Genomic DNA, 15,188 nt, shown 5'->3' with positions numbered 1-15,188 from the left:
GTCAAACGTGGCGGAAGCGAGGCAAGATGAGGAAAATCAGCAGGTTATGCCCGCTATCCCGCCGCGAATCGGCTGGTTTAGGCCTCGGCAGTCAGACCCGTTTCGGTTCCGGGAGCCGTTTCCGGGGCCGCGATTTCGGCGGGCTTCCAGGCCATCGAGACAAAGCGCGGCTCGCTTTCCACCCGCTTCAGCCAGGCCTTCACGGACGGATAGCCGGAGAGATCGAAGTCGCACTGGTTGGCAACGTGGGTGTAGCCATACATCGCGATGTCCGCGACGGTCAGATGCCCGGCCGCGAAATAGTCATTGGTCTTGAGGTGATTTTCCATCACGCGCAGCGCGGCGTAGCCCCGCTCCATCCAGTCTTCCAGCGAATGGGTCTGCAGGTCGCGGCCGCCGCGTACCAGCACCAGCCAGAAATATGCAGCGCCGACGCTCGGCTCCAGCGCGTGCTGTTCGAAGAACATCCATTGCAGCGCCTGCGCGCGATCGATGCGGTCTTCCGGCGCCAGCGATGTGCCGATCGCGACATACCAGAGGATCGCGTTGGACTCTGCGAGATAGCGTCCATCGGCAACTTCGAGCAGCGGCACCTGTCCGCTCGGATTGCGCGCGAGAAACTCCGGCGTGCGGCTTTCGCCGCGCAGAATGTCGACCTCGATGGCTTTATACGGCGCATTCAACAGCGCCAGCGCAAGGCGGACCTTGTAGCTGTTGCCGGAGCGCTGCATCGAGTAAAGTTTGTACATACAGGCCTTCGAAAGTACCGCCGGAGACATGCGGCGCGAACCGGACTGCCACCCCTGCCTGCCCCCAGGCCGGTGTAACAATGAGGTTCCGGGACCCTCGCCGCAAGGCCTTTGCGTTAGAAAAAGTCAAATCGCTCACAGCCGCGCAGCCATGAGAGATTTTATTCTGCGGAGCATGCGCGCGGACGTCAATTTCACGCAATTTGGCGTGAAAAAATGCCGGTAATCCGTGATCGTCAGGGTTTGTTCGCAACTGCGTCAAGATCGAGATAGCGCATGCGCTTGGCTTCGCGGCGGCCCTGCGCAATGGCCTCAAGCACGAGACCGATGGCGAAAGAGAGGAAGCCGAGCTGCGCGATGGCGGCGGCGAGTATCGCGGTGGGAAAACGCGGCACGAGGCCGGTTTCCAGATACGTGACGATCAGCGGCGCACCGAGGCCAAGGCAGATCAGCAGCAGCATGGCGCCGATCGTGCTGAAGAAACGCAGCGGCCGCGTCTCCTTGTAGAGTTTGATCAGCGTCAGCAGGATTCGCGTGCCGTCGCGATAGGTCCGCAGCTTGCTCTGCGAACCTTCGGGCCGCGTCGCATAAGGCAGCGGCATCTCGCCGGTGGCGATCTTGAGATCGAGCGCATGAACCGACAGTTCCGCCTCGATTTCGAATCCGCTGGACGTGACCGGAAACGATTTCGCGAAGCGCCGCGACAGCACGCGGTAGCCCGAGAGAATATCGGTGAACCCGTCGCCGAACATATTTGCGAGAATGCGGTTGAACAGGTGATTGCCGAAACGGTGTCCGCGCGGAAACGCGCCGTCGCCGCCGTTGCGGGTGCCGACCATCATGTCGAGATTGCGTGTCACCAGCGCCTCGATCAGCGCGCCGGCGGCGGTCGGGTCGTAGGTCGCATCGCCGTCGGCGAGGATGTAGATGTCGGCCTCGATGTCGGCCAGCATGCGGCGGACCACGTTGCCTTTGCCTTGCAGCGTTTCGCGGCGGACGATGGCGCCGGCAGCGACCGCGGCCTCATAGGTGCCGTCGGTGGAATTGTTGTCGTAGACGTAAATCCGCGCGCCGGGCAGCGCGCGCTTGAAGCCGTCGATCACGCCGGCGATGGCGGTCTCTTCGTTGTAGCAGGGCAGCAGCACTGCGATGGAGCGGTTGCGCACCATCGCGCTGTGCGGGAACAGGTCATCGATTTCGTCGCGGACGCGATCAAGCTTTGACAAGACGGCTGCTCCCGATTGCATGAATGCCGAGGTCGCTCGCTGCGCGGCGCAGGGTCATGGCGTAAAGCGCGATCATGACGAAGAGGCCGAGCGGAATGCCGCTGAGGCCCGCGATGCTGCGGGTCAGGAACGGCGCAGCCCAGGCCAGTGCGAGCAGCGATATTTCATAAGGATGAAAGCCGCGTGCGAAGCCGTGACGTGCAAGAAACGCGATGGCGATGCCAAGCACGACGAGGTCGTAGTCCAGCACATAGGGTGTCGCCAGCAGGCTCGCGATGGCAAGCGCCGCGGCCTTCAGTTCGAACGCTGCCTGCGAGCGCCACAGCCTGATGATCGTCACCGCGAGCATCAGCGCGAGCGCGGCTTGCGCAGCGTAAGCGAGATCGATGCCGCCGCCCCACATCCGCACGGCGGAGAACAGCGACTGGATCTTCTCCCAGCCGGTGCCGCCGGCCTCGAGTACGATCGTACGTGTGAAGGTCGCGGACTCGGCGAAGGCGTGCCAGACGTTCATGCCGAACATCAGCGTCGACATCGCGATCAGTGCGATCACGGTCGCGGCGGCGCTGACGATCGTGGTCCAGCGGCCGGTCGCGAGCAGCACGAGCGGAATCAGGATTCCGAATTGCGGCTTGTAGGAGAGAAGGCCGAGGCACAGGCCTGCGAGTGCGGGGCGCCGGTCCAGCAAGGTGAGAAAGCCACCGAGCAGGGCCGCTGTGAAAAATCCGTTCTGGCCGTGGCCGACATTGACGAACACTGCCGGAAATGCCGCCGTGACCAGCCATGTCTCGCGCCTCGGCACGATCGAATGGACGGCTGCCATGAAGGCGGGGAGGGACACCGCGAGCCAGCACGCGAGCGCGAAGCCGTAAGGCATCAGCGCCAGCAGCGCGGCCACCATCAGGAAAAACGGCGGATAGTGCCAGCCGAAGAACGGGACATCGCGGCCCTCGAACACGGCGATTTCGGCGGCGTGCTGAAGCTTCGGATCGTAGGCGTCAGGCGCCTTGCCTGACAGGGTCAGGACACCGGCCGCGTAGACATTGGAGAAATCGGTTCCGATCGGCTTGCCGTTGCGGTCGATCATGTGGTCCGAGGTAGCGAGCAGCCCGATCAGTCCGGCCACCGAAATGGCGAGGACCAGCAATGCATAGTTGCGGATACGGGCCGGCGTGAGCCAGTTTCCCGTCCGCAGGTCTTGCCAGATATGGCTCATTTTCTCGCCAGGATTTACGAATGTTACAGGGCGCGGGCACATCGGCCCCTGGGCGCATCGACCCTAAGGCGGGCGCTTTAAGGTTTCCTTAGTCTGCGGCGCAATTTCGTGTGTTTCGGGCGAAGTTTCTTGCGATGCAGCGTCGCCCGTTTTAGGGTGCCCCGCCCGCTAAAACCCGCGAATCCGGGCCTTCGCGACCCTCAGCATCCTTTAGGAGAACACGATGCCGTTTCTGTCCGCTGCGCTTGACCGTGTGAAGCCGTCCGCGACCATCGCGGTCACGGATAAAGCACGTCAGCTCAAAGCTGCGGGCCGCAATGTCATCGGCCTTGGCGCAGGCGAGCCCGACTTCGACACGCCCGCCAACATCAAGCTGGCGGCGATCCATGCCATCGAGGCCGGCAAGACCAAGTACACGGCGGTGGACGGCATTCCCGAACTGAAGGACGCGATCATCGCGAAGTTTCAGCGCGAGAACGGCCTGACCTACAAGCCGAACCAGATCACGGTCGGCACCGGCGGCAAGCAGGTGCTGTACAACGCGCTGATGGCGACGCTGAACCCCGGCGACGAGGTCATCATCCCGGCGCCGTACTGGGTGAGCTATCCGGAAATGGTGGCGCTCGCCGGCGGCGAGAGCGTGCCGGTGGTCTGCACGGCGGAGTTCGGCTTCAAGCTGCAGCCGGCCGCGCTGGAGAAGGCGATCACGCCGAAGACCAAGTGGATCATCCTCAACTCGCCGTCGAACCCGACCGGCTCGGCCTATACCCACGCCGAACTGAAGGCGCTCACCGACGTGCTGGTGAAGCATCCGCATGTCTGGGTGATGACCGACGACATGTACGAGCATCTCGTCTACGACGATTTTGAGTTCACCACCCCGGCGCAGGTCGAGCCGAAACTGTTCGATCGCACGCTGACCGTGAACGGCGTATCGAAAGCCTACTGCATGACCGGCTGGCGTATCGGTTATGCGGGCGGGCCGCAGCAGCTCATCTCGGCAATGGCGACCATCCAGTCGCAATCGACCTCGAACCCGTCGTCGATCGCGCAGTGGGCGGCCGTCGAGGCGCTCAACGGTCCGCAGGACTTCATCGCGGCGAACAACAAGGTGTTCAAGGAGCGCCGCGATCTCGTGGTCGCCATGCTGAATCAGGCGAGCGGCATCGACTGTCCGCGCCCCGAAGGCGCGTTCTATGTCTATCCGTCCTGCGCGGGCACCATCGGCAAGACTGCGCCATCGGGGAAAAAGATCGCGACCGACGAGGACTTCGTAACCGAGCTTCTGGAGACCGAAGGCGTCGCGGTGGTGCAGGGGTCCGCATTCGGCCTCGGCCCGGCGTTCCGCATCTCCTACGCGACGAAGACCTCGGACCTCGAGGAAGCCTGCAAGCGCATCCAGCGTTTCTGCGGAAACCTGCGCTGAGGCGCTGATGATATGTCGAGGCTGCTGTCGTGACCGCGCCTCGACATTTCGCTCACGGCGTCTATCGCCCTGACGTCGATGGCCTGCGCTGCATTGCAGTCCTCGGCGTCATCTTCTGTCATCTCAAGTTCTCGGCCCTGCCCGGAGGATTCGTCGGTGTCGACGTGTTCTTCGTCATTTCCGGTTACCTGATTTCGCGAAATATCCTGAACGATCTGCAGGATGGCCGCTTCTCGCTGCTGACTTTCTACGATCGCCGGATCCGGCGCATTTTCCCGGCGCTGTTCGTCACCATCGCAGCTTCGTTCGCAGTGGGGCTGGTGCTGTCTTCGCCGGAGCAGTTGCGTGTCCTGGCCGGCGACGTCGTCTCGTCGCTGTTCTCCATCGTCAACATCCGTTTCTGGAAAGGGGCGCACGACTATTTCGCCGCCTCGAGCGACGAGCGCACGCTACTGCATTTGTGGTCGTTGTCGGTGGAAGAACAGTTCTACCTGGTCTGGCCCGCGCTGCTGCTGCTCCTGACAAGGGCGAAGCACTCGGCTTTCCTTTTTGTCGCGATCACGACGCTCGCGGCTGCTTCGTTGATCGCGGCCCAGCTCTGGCTGCCGCGCGACACTGCGGCCGCCTTCTACCTGACCCCCTTCCGCGTGTTCGAGTTTGCGTTCGGGACGATCGTGGTTCTGGCCGAGCGGCGCGGATCTCCCGGACCTCGACAGGCTATTGCGATGTTCGCAATGGGGCTGGTTCTGATCTTCGCGTCCATGATCTTCTACACGGCGGCGACGCCGTTCCCGGGACTGACCGCTGCGATCCCTGCCGCCGGGACTGCGCTTGCGATCTACGGTGGCCGCGGCTCCACGCAGTTGCGCATTCTCGGCAACCCCGCCGCCGTCTGGGTCGGGACCATCTCCTATTCGCTGTATCTGTGCCATTGGCCCGTGATCGTTTTCGGCCGCCATGTCATCGGCGACTGGATGGAGGTGGTCTGGGTCAAACTCGTGGCCCTTGCCGTGATGTTCGGTCTGGCGACGATGCTTCATCGTCTGGTCGAAGTGCCATTCCGGTCGCGTGCGCCTGAGGTGAGGCCGTTCTGGAAACTTCTCGGTGCCTGCGGTGTGGCGATTGCCGTTGTCGCTGTTCCGGCGCACACAGCCTTCCGTCAGGATGGCTGGTCATGGCGCTTCAACGAGGCGCAGCGAGCGGTCATGCACAAGCAGGCTTTCGCCTTCGCGCCGTGCTCGGAGTATCTATGCGTGTTTGGCGACACGGCCGGACCGCTCGGCGTGCAGATCATCGGCGACTCCTATGCACAGCAGTATGTCGCCGCGTTGCAGCCGCTGCTGCTCAAGCTTGGCATGCGGGGCGAATCCTACGCTTACGGCGGGTGCCTGATGCTCGACGGCATCCGGCTGGGCCATGCTTCCACCGCGGCGCGTTGTGCCGCCGAGCGGGACGCTACATTCGAGAAGGTACGCAGCAGCGCGGCGCCAGTGTTGATCGCACAGGCGTGGCGGTCCTATCGCAATCTCGCCGGAGAGGATGGCCGCCCGCTGCCGGCGAACACCGACAATCAGTACCGCGAAGCGATTGCGGCGGCGCTGTCCCGGACGATTGATAAGATGGGTGGCCCGGACCGGCGCATCTTGCTGATCGGCGGCGAAGTGCTGACCCACTGCAAAAAGTACGAAACGGAAATCAGGCGTCTGTCCATCGCCCCGCCGCCGGATTGCGCTCCTCCGACCCTGGCCGAAGTGCGAACGCAGACGGCGCCATGGAATGAGACTTTCCGCAGCATCAAGGCGCTGTATCCTGACAAAGTGACGACACTGTTTCCGGAAGATTACCTCTGCCCGAATGTGTGCGAGGTGATGAATGGCGACCTTTGGCTGTTTCGGGACACCGGTCACCTGACTGTGATGGGATCGGAGCTTCTGGGCGCGCGTGCAGAAGACACTTTGGTGAGCTTCTTGCTAGGCAAACCGGCAACGAGCGTTGGCGGAAACCTGCGATAAGGCAACACTACTGAATAATGTCGGCAGTTTGATAGGAAATAAGCAGGCTGCCATGTTTTTGACACGGCGCTTCCCTTTTGTCCGCGCGCCTATCAAAACAAGCAATCCGGAGTTGAATTCCATGCGTCTTTCATCAGTTCTCGGTACCGCGTTCGCGGCACTCGTCGCCTCGTTCGCCACGGCGAACGCACAGCAGGCCGTTCAGGTCGGCGTGCTGGAATGCCGGGGCGGCCCGAACGTCGGTATGGTCGTCGCGTCCAAAACCACGCTTGAGTGCGTTTTCCGCAGCGAAGGCCGCCGTCCCGAGCCTTATCTGGCGCATGTCACCCGCGTCGGCGTCGACCTCGGCGTGACCGAAAACACCAGCTTTGCGTGGGCGGTGCACGCCCCGACCCAGCGTCTCGGCCGCGGCGATCTTGCCGGCAACTACGGCGGCGTCGGCGGCAACGTCTCCTTCGGTCTCGGCGGCGGCGGCAACCTGATGTGGGGCGGCTCGCAGAATTCCTACGCGCTCCAGCCGCTCAGCCTGCAGGGCCAGACCGGCCTGAACGTGGCCGGCGGCGTTGTCGGCCTCGAACTTGAGCCGGCCGGCCTGGTGAAGCGCAAGCATCGCCGCCACCACCATCGCGGTTGAGTTAACAAACCGGAATGAAAAAGGCCCGCACATGCGGGCCTTTTTTGTTGCTCTTTAAGGGCTATCGGCAGGGCGGGAATTGAACATTACCCGCCGGTATGACTAGATGCGCGGACCTTTCACGGTCTTTTTCGCATCGATCCTTCAATTCGCGCCATACAGCCGGAGACATCCCATGCGCCGCCTTTCCACCGTCCTGTCCGTTGCTTCGGCAGCCCTCGTCGCGACGGCTGTCCTCGTTCATGCTCAGTCAGGGCGCACCCAGGTCGGCGTGCTTGAATGCCGCGGCGGTCCGAATGTCGGCATGATTGTCGGTTCGGTCACCAATCTCGGATGCGTCTTCCGCGCCGACGGCCGCCCGGACGATCTCTATACCGCGCGCATCACCAAGATCGGCGTCGATCTCGGCATCACGACTGAGACCGCGTTGTCATGGGCGGTGTTCGCACCGACCGCGCGTATCGGCATGGGCGACCTGTCCGGCAATTACGCCGGCGTCGACGCCAGCGCCGCGGTGGGCGTCGGTCTCGGCGGAAACGCCATGCTCGGCGGTTCGGCCAATTCCTTCGCCCTGCAACCGCTGAGCGTGCAGGGACAGACCGGCTTGAGCGTCGCCGGCGGCGTCCAGAGCATGGAACTGCGTCCCGGCCGCTTCTGAGGTTCGCGCACAGAATATTTTTTGCAAAGGCCCGCCGCCTTGGCGGGCCTTTGTTTTCGATAATGTCTCCAATGGGACAGCAATTTTAGGTGATCGCGCGATGCTGCGCAGCGGCATGTTTCCCGCTTGCCAACCGTACCGCGCCTTGAGACGATCCTGATGCCGACCCGCGTGAACGCATTCCGCAGAAGTGGGAGCGGTGCGAGCGGAATGCGCGTAGCTATGAAGTGAGAGCGTTCCGGCGGCGACCGGATGAACCCTTCGCCGGGAAGTGCTCGATGCGGGCCGTACTCCATGAGGAGACGGCAAATGGGACAAGACAACCTGAGAAGTCCCCGTGGTCCCCGGTGCATTGCGCTGGTGGGCCCGTTCCAGAGTGGCAAGACCACATTACTTGAAGCGATCCTGGCCCGGACCGGGGCCATTCCCAAAGCAGGCAGCGTTGAAGCATGCAACACCGTCGGAGATCAGTCTCCGGAGGCGCGTAACCATCGCATGAGTGTCGGGCTGACAGCCGCGACCACCACCTTCATGGGCGACAGCTACACCTTCATCGATTGTCCGGGCTCCGTTGAATTCGCGCACGACATGCGTGCCGCGCTGCCGGCTGTCGATGCCGCGGTCATCGTGTGCGAGGCCGACGAGCGCAAGCTGCCGCAATTGCAGATCATCATGCGCGAGCTCGAAGACCTCGGGATTCCGCGCTTCCTGTTCCTCAACAAGATCGACAAGGCGAACAAGCGCATCCGCGAAACGCTGGCGACGTTGCAGCCGGCCTCGCGTACGCCGCTGGTGCTGCGGCAGATTCCGATCTGGAAGGGCGATCTCATCGCAGGCTTCGTCGATCTCGCGCTGGAGCGCGCCTTTGTCTATCGCGAGCATATGCCGTCCGAGGTGATCGACCTTGAGGCAGGCGATCTCGATCGCGAGAAGGAAGCCCGGCTCAGCATGCTGGAGAAACTCGCCGATCATGATGACCGGCTGCTCGAACAGTTGCTTGAGGATATTCCGCCGCCGCGCGACGAGGTGTTCGACGATCTCGCCAACGAATTGCGCGAGGGTCAGATCTGTCCGGTGCTGCTCGGCTGCGCGACGCGCGAGAACGGTGTGCTGCGGCTGATGAAGGCGCTGCGCCATGAAGCTCCCAATGTCACGGCCACCGCCAAACGCCTCGGCATTGACGACGAGAAGACGGGGCTCGCCTATGTCATGAAGACCACGCATCTTCAGCATGGCGGAAAGTTGTCGCTGGCGCGCATCCTGCGCGGGCATATCACCGACGGCGACACCGTGCAGTCGTCCGGCGGCGGAAGCGGCCGGGTCTCGGGAATTGCCGTGCCGAATGGCGGCGCCGACGGCAAGCGTGCATCCGCGGCTGCCGGCGAGACGGTTTCGCTCGGCAAGCTTGATCCGGTCCACACCGGTGAGACGCTGACGACGGGCAAGACCACGCCCGCTGCACTCGCCGATGTGGTGGCAACGCCGCCTGTTCTGGCGACGGCACTGTCCGCGTTGGACCGCAAGGACGACGTCAAGCTTGGGCAGGCGCTGACGCGTCTGATCGAGGAAGATCCGTCGCTGAGCGTCGTCCACAATCCTCTCACACACGAAATGGTGCTGTGGGGGCAGGGCGAGATGCATCTGCGCGTCGCGGTCGAACGGCTGAAGGACCGCTTCGGCGTCACCGTGAAGCAGCATGCGCCGCCGGTCGGTTATCAGGAGACCATCCGCAAGACCATCACCCAGCGCGGGCGTCATAAGAAGCAGTCCGGCGGCCATGGCCAGTTCGGCGACGTGGTGCTCGACATCAAGCCGTTGCCGCGCGGCAGCGGGGTCGTGTTCCGCGAAAAGATCGTCGGCGGCGCCGTGCCGAAGAACTATATCGGCGCGGTGGAAGAAGGCGTCGGCGACGGCATGATGCGCGGGCCGCTTGGCTTCCCGGTGATCGATCTCGAAGTGACGCTCACCGACGGCTCGTATCACAGCGTCGACTCGTCCGATCAGGCGTTCCGCACGGCGGCGCGTATCGGTGTCACCGAAGCGTTGCCGCAATGCGCGCCGGTGTTGCTGGAGCCGATCCATGTGGTCGAGATCGTCTGTCCGACCGATGCGACCGCGAAGATCAACTCCATCCTGTCAGGGCGGCGTGGCCAGATTCTCGGATTCGATACCCGCGAGGGCTGGACCGGTTGGGACCGGGTGCGGGCGATGATGCCCGAAGCCGAAATCGGCGATCTGATCGTGGAATTGCGCTCGGCGACAGCGGGAGCCGGCGGCTTCACCCGGCAGTTCGACCACATGTCGGAAGTCACCGGCCGCGCGGCGGAGCAGATCATCGCCGCGCATCGCACGGCGGCATAAGGCAACGTCTCGCAAACGTCTCGCGTGAAATGCGAGATTCTTCACCTCTCCCCGTCGAACGGGGAGAGGTGAAACCGCCGCGATCTTTGCAAAAATCAGCCTACAAAACGGCTTTGGATGATGTATAATACATCATTAAGGCCGTTTTTTACTTGCATTATGGTCTCTCAAGATGGAATTTTGTCATTGATCACATCTTCGCAGATGCGGGCCGCGCGGGCTCTTTTGGGCATCGACCAAAAGACTCTCGCGGAAATGTCCGGTGTGTCGCTTCCGACCATCCAGCGGATGGAGGCCAGCGGCGGCGTTGTTCGTGGTGTTGTCGACTCTCTGACCAAGGTTGTCGACGCACTGAACCGGGCCGGCGTGGATCTGATCGGCGACAACGCCAGGAGCGAGGGCGGGGGCCGGGGCGTGCGGTTCAGGGAGCCGCCGCAAAGTTAAAAGCCGGCGACACGCCGGCATGACACGCGGGCGCAGAACACATGGACGCATCGAGCGCACAGCCGAGCCAGCCGCAGCCGACATTCGCCGAACTGTTTACTCCGAAATTCGTCACGGTCCTGCGCGAGGGCTACGGCCTCGATGTCTTTCGCGCCGATGTGGTCGCGGGCCTGACCGTCGCCATTGTTGCGTTGCCGCTGTCGATGGCGATTGCGATCGCCTCCGGCACCACGCCTGACCGTGGACTTTACGCAGCGATCTTCGGCGGCTTTCTTGTCTCGCTGCTCGGCGGCAGCCGTTTCCAGATCGGCGGCCCCGCCGGTGCGTTCATCGTGCTTGTTGCGGCATCGATGGCGCGCCATGGAATCGATGGCGTGCTGCTGGCGACGATGATCGCCGGACTGATTCTGGTCGCCGCCGGATTCCTGCGGCTCGGTACCTATATCAAGTTCATTCCCTATCCGGTGACGGTGGGCTTCACCGCCGGAATCGCCGTCATCATCTTCGCGAGCCAGATCCGCGATCTGCTCGGCCTCACGCTTGCGGGCAAGGAACCGGGCGAACTGATCCCGAAACTTGAAACACTGGGACGCGCCATCGGCACTACGAACGTTGCCGCGGTGGCGATCTCGGTTGCGACCATCGCCATCATCGCGGGGCTTCACAGGCTGCGCCCGACCTGGCCCGGCATGCTGATCGCGGTCGTCGTCACCGGCGCTGCAGCGGCGCTGCTGTCGCTGCCGGTGGAAACCATCGGCACGCGTTTCGGCGGCATTCCGCAGTCGTTTCCGGTCCCGTCGCTTCCCGTTATCACATGGGCGAAGATTCAGGCGGTGCTGCCCGACGCGATGGCGTTCGCATTGCTCGGGGCCATCGAGTCGCTGCTGTCCGCCGTGGTCGCTGACGGCATGACCGGCCGCCGTCATCGCTCCAACTCTGAACTGGTGGCGCAGGGTTTCGCCAATATCGGCTCGGCGTTGTTCGGCGGAATCTGCGTCACCGGCACCATCGCACGCACCGCCACCAATGTCCGCGCCGGCGCACGCGGGCCGGTGGCCGGCATGCTGCATTCGGTGTTCCTGCTGGCGTTCATGCTGCTGGCTGCTCCGCTGGCGAGTTACATTCCGCTGGCGACGCTCGCAGGCGTGCTCGCCGTGGTGGCGTGGAACATGGCGGAGAAGCATGAGTTCGCGACACTCATCCGCTCGTCATGGGGCGATGCCGTCGTGCTGCTCGCGACATTCCTGCTCACCGTGTTCCGCGATCTGACCGAAGGCATTGTGGTCGGTTTCGCGCTCGGCGCGCTGTTGTTTATTCACCGCATGTCGCAGATCACCGGCATCGACACCTACGCGCCGCTCACCGTCGACGACAAGGCCGACAGGTCAAACGGCGACCGCGAACCCTACGATCCCGCCCTCGCGGCCGACCGCGACATCATGGTCTATCGCATCAGCGGCGCATTCTTCTTCGGCGCTGTGGCCGCCGTGGCGTCGGTGCTCGATCGCCTGTCCGGCTACAAGGCGCTGGTGATCGACTTCAAGGCGGTGCCGCTGCTGGACTCCACCGCGGCGAATGCCATCGCGCAGATCGCGGTCAAGGCGCGGCGTCACGGCGTGCGGGTGTTCATCACCGGCGCATCGCCAAGTGTGCGGCGAACGCTGCTGTCCTATGGTGCGCGGCCGCCGCAGGCGAAATACCGCTCGGACATCGCAAGCGCCGTCGCGGAGATCAAGCGGCTGGATCAAACGATTTGACAGCGCCGGGGGCTGCGTGATTTGACCAATCCACATACCAATTCGTATGTGGAGTTGGTCGAACCGGAGCCCGATTTGTGAGCGTGACACCTGCGGCATGTCTGATCGGCTGGCCCGCCGCGCATTCGCGCTCGCCGCTGATTCACAAATACTGGCTGACGTCGTTCGGCATCGACGGCGACTATCGCATCGAAGCTGTGGAGCCGGCAGCGTTCGCGGATTTCATCGGACATCTTGCGGAGCGCGGCTACAAGGGCGCGAACGTCACCATCCCGCACAAGGAGCAGGCGCTCGCACTCTCGGCGCCCGATGCGCGTGCGCGTGCAGTGGGCGCGGCCAATACGCTCTACTTCAATGGCGGCGAACTGCATTCGACCAATACCGATGTCGAGGGCTTCATCGGCAATCTCGACGCCAGTGCGCCGGGCTGGGATCGCACCGAAGATGTGCTGGTGCTCGGCGCGGGCGGGTCGGCCCGCGCGGTGATTTTCGGATTGATCGAACGCGGCATCAGGCGTGTGCATCTGGCCAACCGCACTGCGTCGCGAACGCAGGTGCTGGCCGATCAGTTCGGCGCACATGTGCAGCCGCTGGCATGGGATGCCGTTGGCGATGTGCTCCCGCGTGTAGGCCTTCTGGTGAACACCACATCGCTCGGCATGAAGGGGCAGCCGCCGCTCGATGTGAATGTCGGCGCGCTTCCGGCAAGCGCGACGGTCGCCGATCTGGTCTACGTGCCGCTTGAGACGGATCTGCTGAAAGCCGCGAAAGCACGCGGCCTGAGAACCGCCGACGGTCTCGGCATGCTGCTGCATCAGGCGGTGCGCGGGTTTGAATTGTGGTTTGGCAGGCGTCCCGCAGTGACCCCGGACTTGCGCGCGCTGGTCGAGGCGGATTTGACACGAGTCTGAATCCGCGACACCGGGACAGCTTGAGATTCTCACCGTGCGACGCTAAAGGGGCGCCTTCAGCATGAAGGGATGCCTGTGAACAGAACCGGAAAATTCGTCGTGCTCGCCGCGCTCGCGCTGGTGATCTACAGCGCCACCACCGTCTATCAGGGTGCGCAGGGCTTCAACCCGGCGTTCATCGAAGACGTCAAGAAGCGCATGCAGGATGACTTTGCTGCCAAGAACATCACCGTCACGGAAATCAGTATGCTCCGTCGCGGTCCCCGCGAACTTGCCGGTTTCGTGAAGCTGAAGACGCCGGGCTCGAACGAAATTGAGCAGAAAAACTGCACGGCGACCATGGCCGAGGACAAGGTGACCACGTCCTGGAGTTGTCAGTAACACCTGCATGACCAACGGCGCGGTCGATGATCGCACCGTCGCGGGCAACGACGGCCTCGCGCCGCCGATGTGAACTTCACCTCTCCCCGTTCTTGCGGGGAGAGGTCGCGAGCAAAGCGAGCGGGTGAGGGGCATTTCGCCAATGGAACGCAGAGGCCCCTCACCCGGAGACTTCGCTGCGCTCAGCCTCCGACCTCTCCCCGCGAGCGGGGAGAGGTAAAGGAATCAATCCCCGATTCAATTCCGCGGGCTGCTCACCGCATTGGTCTGCATATAGTCCGTCAGCACGCGGCGATCGATCTCGCCGATATGGTTGATGCCGGTGAGGCCCATGGTGGTGCTGAGCTCCTTGCCGATCAGATCGAGCGCCAATTCCACGCCAGCCTGTCCGCCCGCGCCGAGGCCATAGATATAGGCGCGGCCGATCATGCAGGACTTGGCGCCCAGCGCCAGCGCGCGCATCACGTCTTGGCCGGTGCGGATGCCGCCGTCGAACATGATCTCGGTTTGCGAGCCGACATCCTGCACGATCTCCGGCAACACCGAAATCGAAGACGGTGCGCCGTCAAGCTGACGTCCGCCGTGGTTCGAGACCACGATGGCTTCCGCGCCGGTCTTCACAGCTTCACGCGCATCGACGACATCTAGAATGCCCTTGATGATGAGTTTGCCGGGCCAGATCGAGCGAATCCATTCGACATCCTTCCAGTTCAGCGACTGGTCGAATTGCGACGCAACCCACGCCGAGGTGGAGCCGAGATCGCCTGCGCCCTTCACATGGCCGGTGATGTTGCCGAAATTCCGGCTCTTTCCTTTGAGCATACCCATGACCCAGGCCGGCTTGGTGGCGAAGTCGATGAGGTTTCTCAGCGTCGCGAGTTTCGGCGGCACTGTCAGGCCGTTCTTGACGTCGGCGTGGCGCTGGCCGAGCACTTGCAGGTCGACCGTGAGCACCAGCGCGCTGCACTTCGCGGCGATGGCGCGTTCGATCAGCGATTTCGCGAAGCCGCGGTCCTTCATCACATAGAGCTGGAACCAGAACGGCTTCTCGACATTCGCGGCAACGTCTTCGATCGAGCAGATCGACATGGTCGAAAGCGTGTAGGGAATGCCCACCTTCTGCGCAGCACGGCAGGCGTAGATTTCGCCGTCCATATACTGAAGCCCGCCCGAGCCGATCGGGGCGAGGATCAGCGGCAGCGCAGCCGGTTCGCCGAGAATGGTCGTGTTGAGTTGCCGCTTCGAAATGTCGACGAGGATGCGCTGGCGAAACTTGAACTTCTGCATGTCGCTGATGTTGGCGCGCAGGGTTTCTTCCGCATAGGACCCGCCGTCCACGTAATCGAAAAACGGCTTCGGCACGCGGCGCTTGTGAATCTGCCGCAGGTCCTCGATGCAGGTAATGTTCTTCAT

13 protein-coding genes are annotated in these 15,188 nt (G+C 63.1%); 9 read left to right on the top strand and 4 right to left on the bottom strand.

The window, feature by feature from the left end; translation table 11 throughout:
* Positions 1-77 precede the first annotated feature (77 nt).
* The 3 genes from AC1RM7_RS10045 to AC1RM7_RS10035 form a co-directional block, all read right to left on the bottom strand.
* Positions 78-749, bottom strand: a complete 672-nt coding sequence (locus AC1RM7_RS10045; protein ID WP_006021963.1) for a glutathione S-transferase family protein — start codon at positions 747-749, stop codon at positions 78-80.
* A gap of 236 nt (positions 750-985) precedes the next feature.
* Positions 986-1,996, bottom strand: coding sequence for a glycosyltransferase family 2 protein (locus AC1RM7_RS10040; RefSeq protein WP_081758680.1), 1,011 nt, complete (start codon positions 1,994-1,996; stop codon positions 986-988).
* Positions 1,962-3,191 (bottom strand): glycosyltransferase family 87 protein, encoded by a 1,230-nt coding sequence (locus tag AC1RM7_RS10035; RefSeq protein ID WP_024920016.1) that lies wholly within the window; start codon positions 3,189-3,191, stop codon positions 1,962-1,964. Before AC1RM7_RS10035 ends, AC1RM7_RS10040 begins: the two co-directional genes overlap by 35 nt.
* Positions 3,192-3,414: 223 nt before the next feature.
* Between AC1RM7_RS10035 and AC1RM7_RS10030 the strand changes: the two genes are divergently transcribed.
* From AC1RM7_RS10030 to AC1RM7_RS09990, 9 genes are all read left to right on the top strand, one after another.
* Positions 3,415-4,617 (top strand): pyridoxal phosphate-dependent aminotransferase, encoded by a 1,203-nt coding sequence (locus AC1RM7_RS10030; RefSeq protein ID WP_006021960.1) that lies wholly within the window; start codon positions 3,415-3,417, stop codon positions 4,615-4,617.
* Positions 4,618-4,646: 29 nt separating this feature from the next.
* Entirely contained in the window at positions 4,647-6,629 is a 1,983-nt protein-coding gene (locus AC1RM7_RS10025) for an acyltransferase family protein (RefSeq protein ID WP_024920017.1), read from the top strand.
* 121 nt (positions 6,630-6,750) lie between these two features.
* Positions 6,751-7,263 carry a DUF992 domain-containing protein gene (locus tag AC1RM7_RS10020; protein WP_006021958.1) on the top strand — a complete coding sequence of 171 codons (513 nt, stop codon included), beginning with the start codon at positions 6,751-6,753 and terminating at the stop codon, positions 7,261-7,263.
* A gap of 175 nt (positions 7,264-7,438) precedes the next feature.
* Entirely contained in the window at positions 7,439-7,921 is a 483-nt protein-coding gene (locus AC1RM7_RS10015) for a DUF992 domain-containing protein (RefSeq protein WP_006021957.1), read from the top strand.
* 309 nt (positions 7,922-8,230) lie between these two features.
* The gene (locus AC1RM7_RS10010) at positions 8,231-10,282 is read left to right on the top strand and encodes an elongation factor G (protein WP_024920447.1); all 2,052 of its coding nucleotides are present in this window, start codon (positions 8,231-8,233) and stop codon (positions 10,280-10,282) included.
* A 186-nt stretch (positions 10,283-10,468) separates the two neighbouring features.
* Positions 10,469-10,726, top strand: a complete 258-nt coding sequence (locus AC1RM7_RS10005; protein ID WP_024920446.1) for a helix-turn-helix domain-containing protein — start codon at positions 10,469-10,471, stop codon at positions 10,724-10,726.
* Between the two features lie 41 nt (positions 10,727-10,767).
* The gene (locus tag AC1RM7_RS10000; protein ID WP_024920445.1) at positions 10,768-12,483 is read left to right on the top strand and encodes a SulP family inorganic anion transporter; all 1,716 of its coding nucleotides are present in this window, start codon (positions 10,768-10,770) and stop codon (positions 12,481-12,483) included.
* 77 nt (positions 12,484-12,560) lie between these two features.
* Complete coding sequence (locus tag AC1RM7_RS09995; protein ID WP_024920444.1) at positions 12,561-13,394, top strand: shikimate dehydrogenase; 834 nt, start codon at positions 12,561-12,563, stop codon at positions 13,392-13,394.
* A 69-nt stretch (positions 13,395-13,463) separates the two neighbouring features.
* The gene (locus AC1RM7_RS09990) at positions 13,464-13,775 is read left to right on the top strand and encodes a hypothetical protein (protein ID WP_244434533.1); all 312 of its coding nucleotides are present in this window, start codon (positions 13,464-13,466) and stop codon (positions 13,773-13,775) included.
* Positions 13,776-14,012: 237 nt separating this feature from the next.
* On the opposite strand, the gene AC1RM7_RS09985 is transcribed toward AC1RM7_RS09990, so the two are convergent.
* Complete coding sequence (locus tag AC1RM7_RS09985; RefSeq protein WP_024920442.1) at positions 14,013-15,188, bottom strand: alpha-hydroxy acid oxidase; 1,176 nt, start codon at positions 15,186-15,188, stop codon at positions 14,013-14,015.

This window comes from Afipia sp. GW822-FHT03D08, assembly GCF_058801645.1.
Note: the sequence above shows the minus strand (reverse complement) of the source record. Positions and strands in the feature narration are given on the sequence as shown.

Excerpts from the sequence above, each read along its gene's own strand:
- AC1RM7_RS10045 (WP_006021963.1), bottom strand. The coding sequence starts at position 749 with ATGTACAAACTTTACTCGATGCAGCGCTCCGGCAACAGCTACAAGGTC.
- AC1RM7_RS10040 (WP_081758680.1), bottom strand. The coding sequence starts at position 1,996 with ATGCAATCGGGAGCAGCCGTCTTGTCAAAGCTTGATCGCGTCCGCGAC.
- AC1RM7_RS10035 (WP_024920016.1), bottom strand. The coding sequence starts at position 3,191 with ATGAGCCATATCTGGCAAGACCTGCGGACGGGAAACTGGCTCACGCCG.
- AC1RM7_RS10030 (WP_006021960.1), top strand. The coding sequence starts at position 3,415 with ATGCCGTTTCTGTCCGCTGCGCTTGACCGTGTGAAGCCGTCCGCGACC.
- AC1RM7_RS10020 (WP_006021958.1), top strand. The coding sequence starts at position 6,751 with ATGCGTCTTTCATCAGTTCTCGGTACCGCGTTCGCGGCACTCGTCGCC.
- AC1RM7_RS10015 (WP_006021957.1), top strand. The coding sequence starts at position 7,439 with ATGCGCCGCCTTTCCACCGTCCTGTCCGTTGCTTCGGCAGCCCTCGTC.
- AC1RM7_RS10010 (WP_024920447.1), top strand. The coding sequence starts at position 8,231 with ATGGGACAAGACAACCTGAGAAGTCCCCGTGGTCCCCGGTGCATTGCG.
- AC1RM7_RS10000 (WP_024920445.1), top strand. The coding sequence starts at position 10,768 with ATGGACGCATCGAGCGCACAGCCGAGCCAGCCGCAGCCGACATTCGCC.
- AC1RM7_RS09990 (WP_244434533.1), top strand. The coding sequence starts at position 13,464 with ATGCCTGTGAACAGAACCGGAAAATTCGTCGTGCTCGCCGCGCTCGCG.
- AC1RM7_RS09985 (WP_024920442.1), bottom strand. The coding sequence starts at position 15,188 with ATGAAGAACATTACCTGCATCGAGGACCTGCGGCAGATTCACAAGCGC.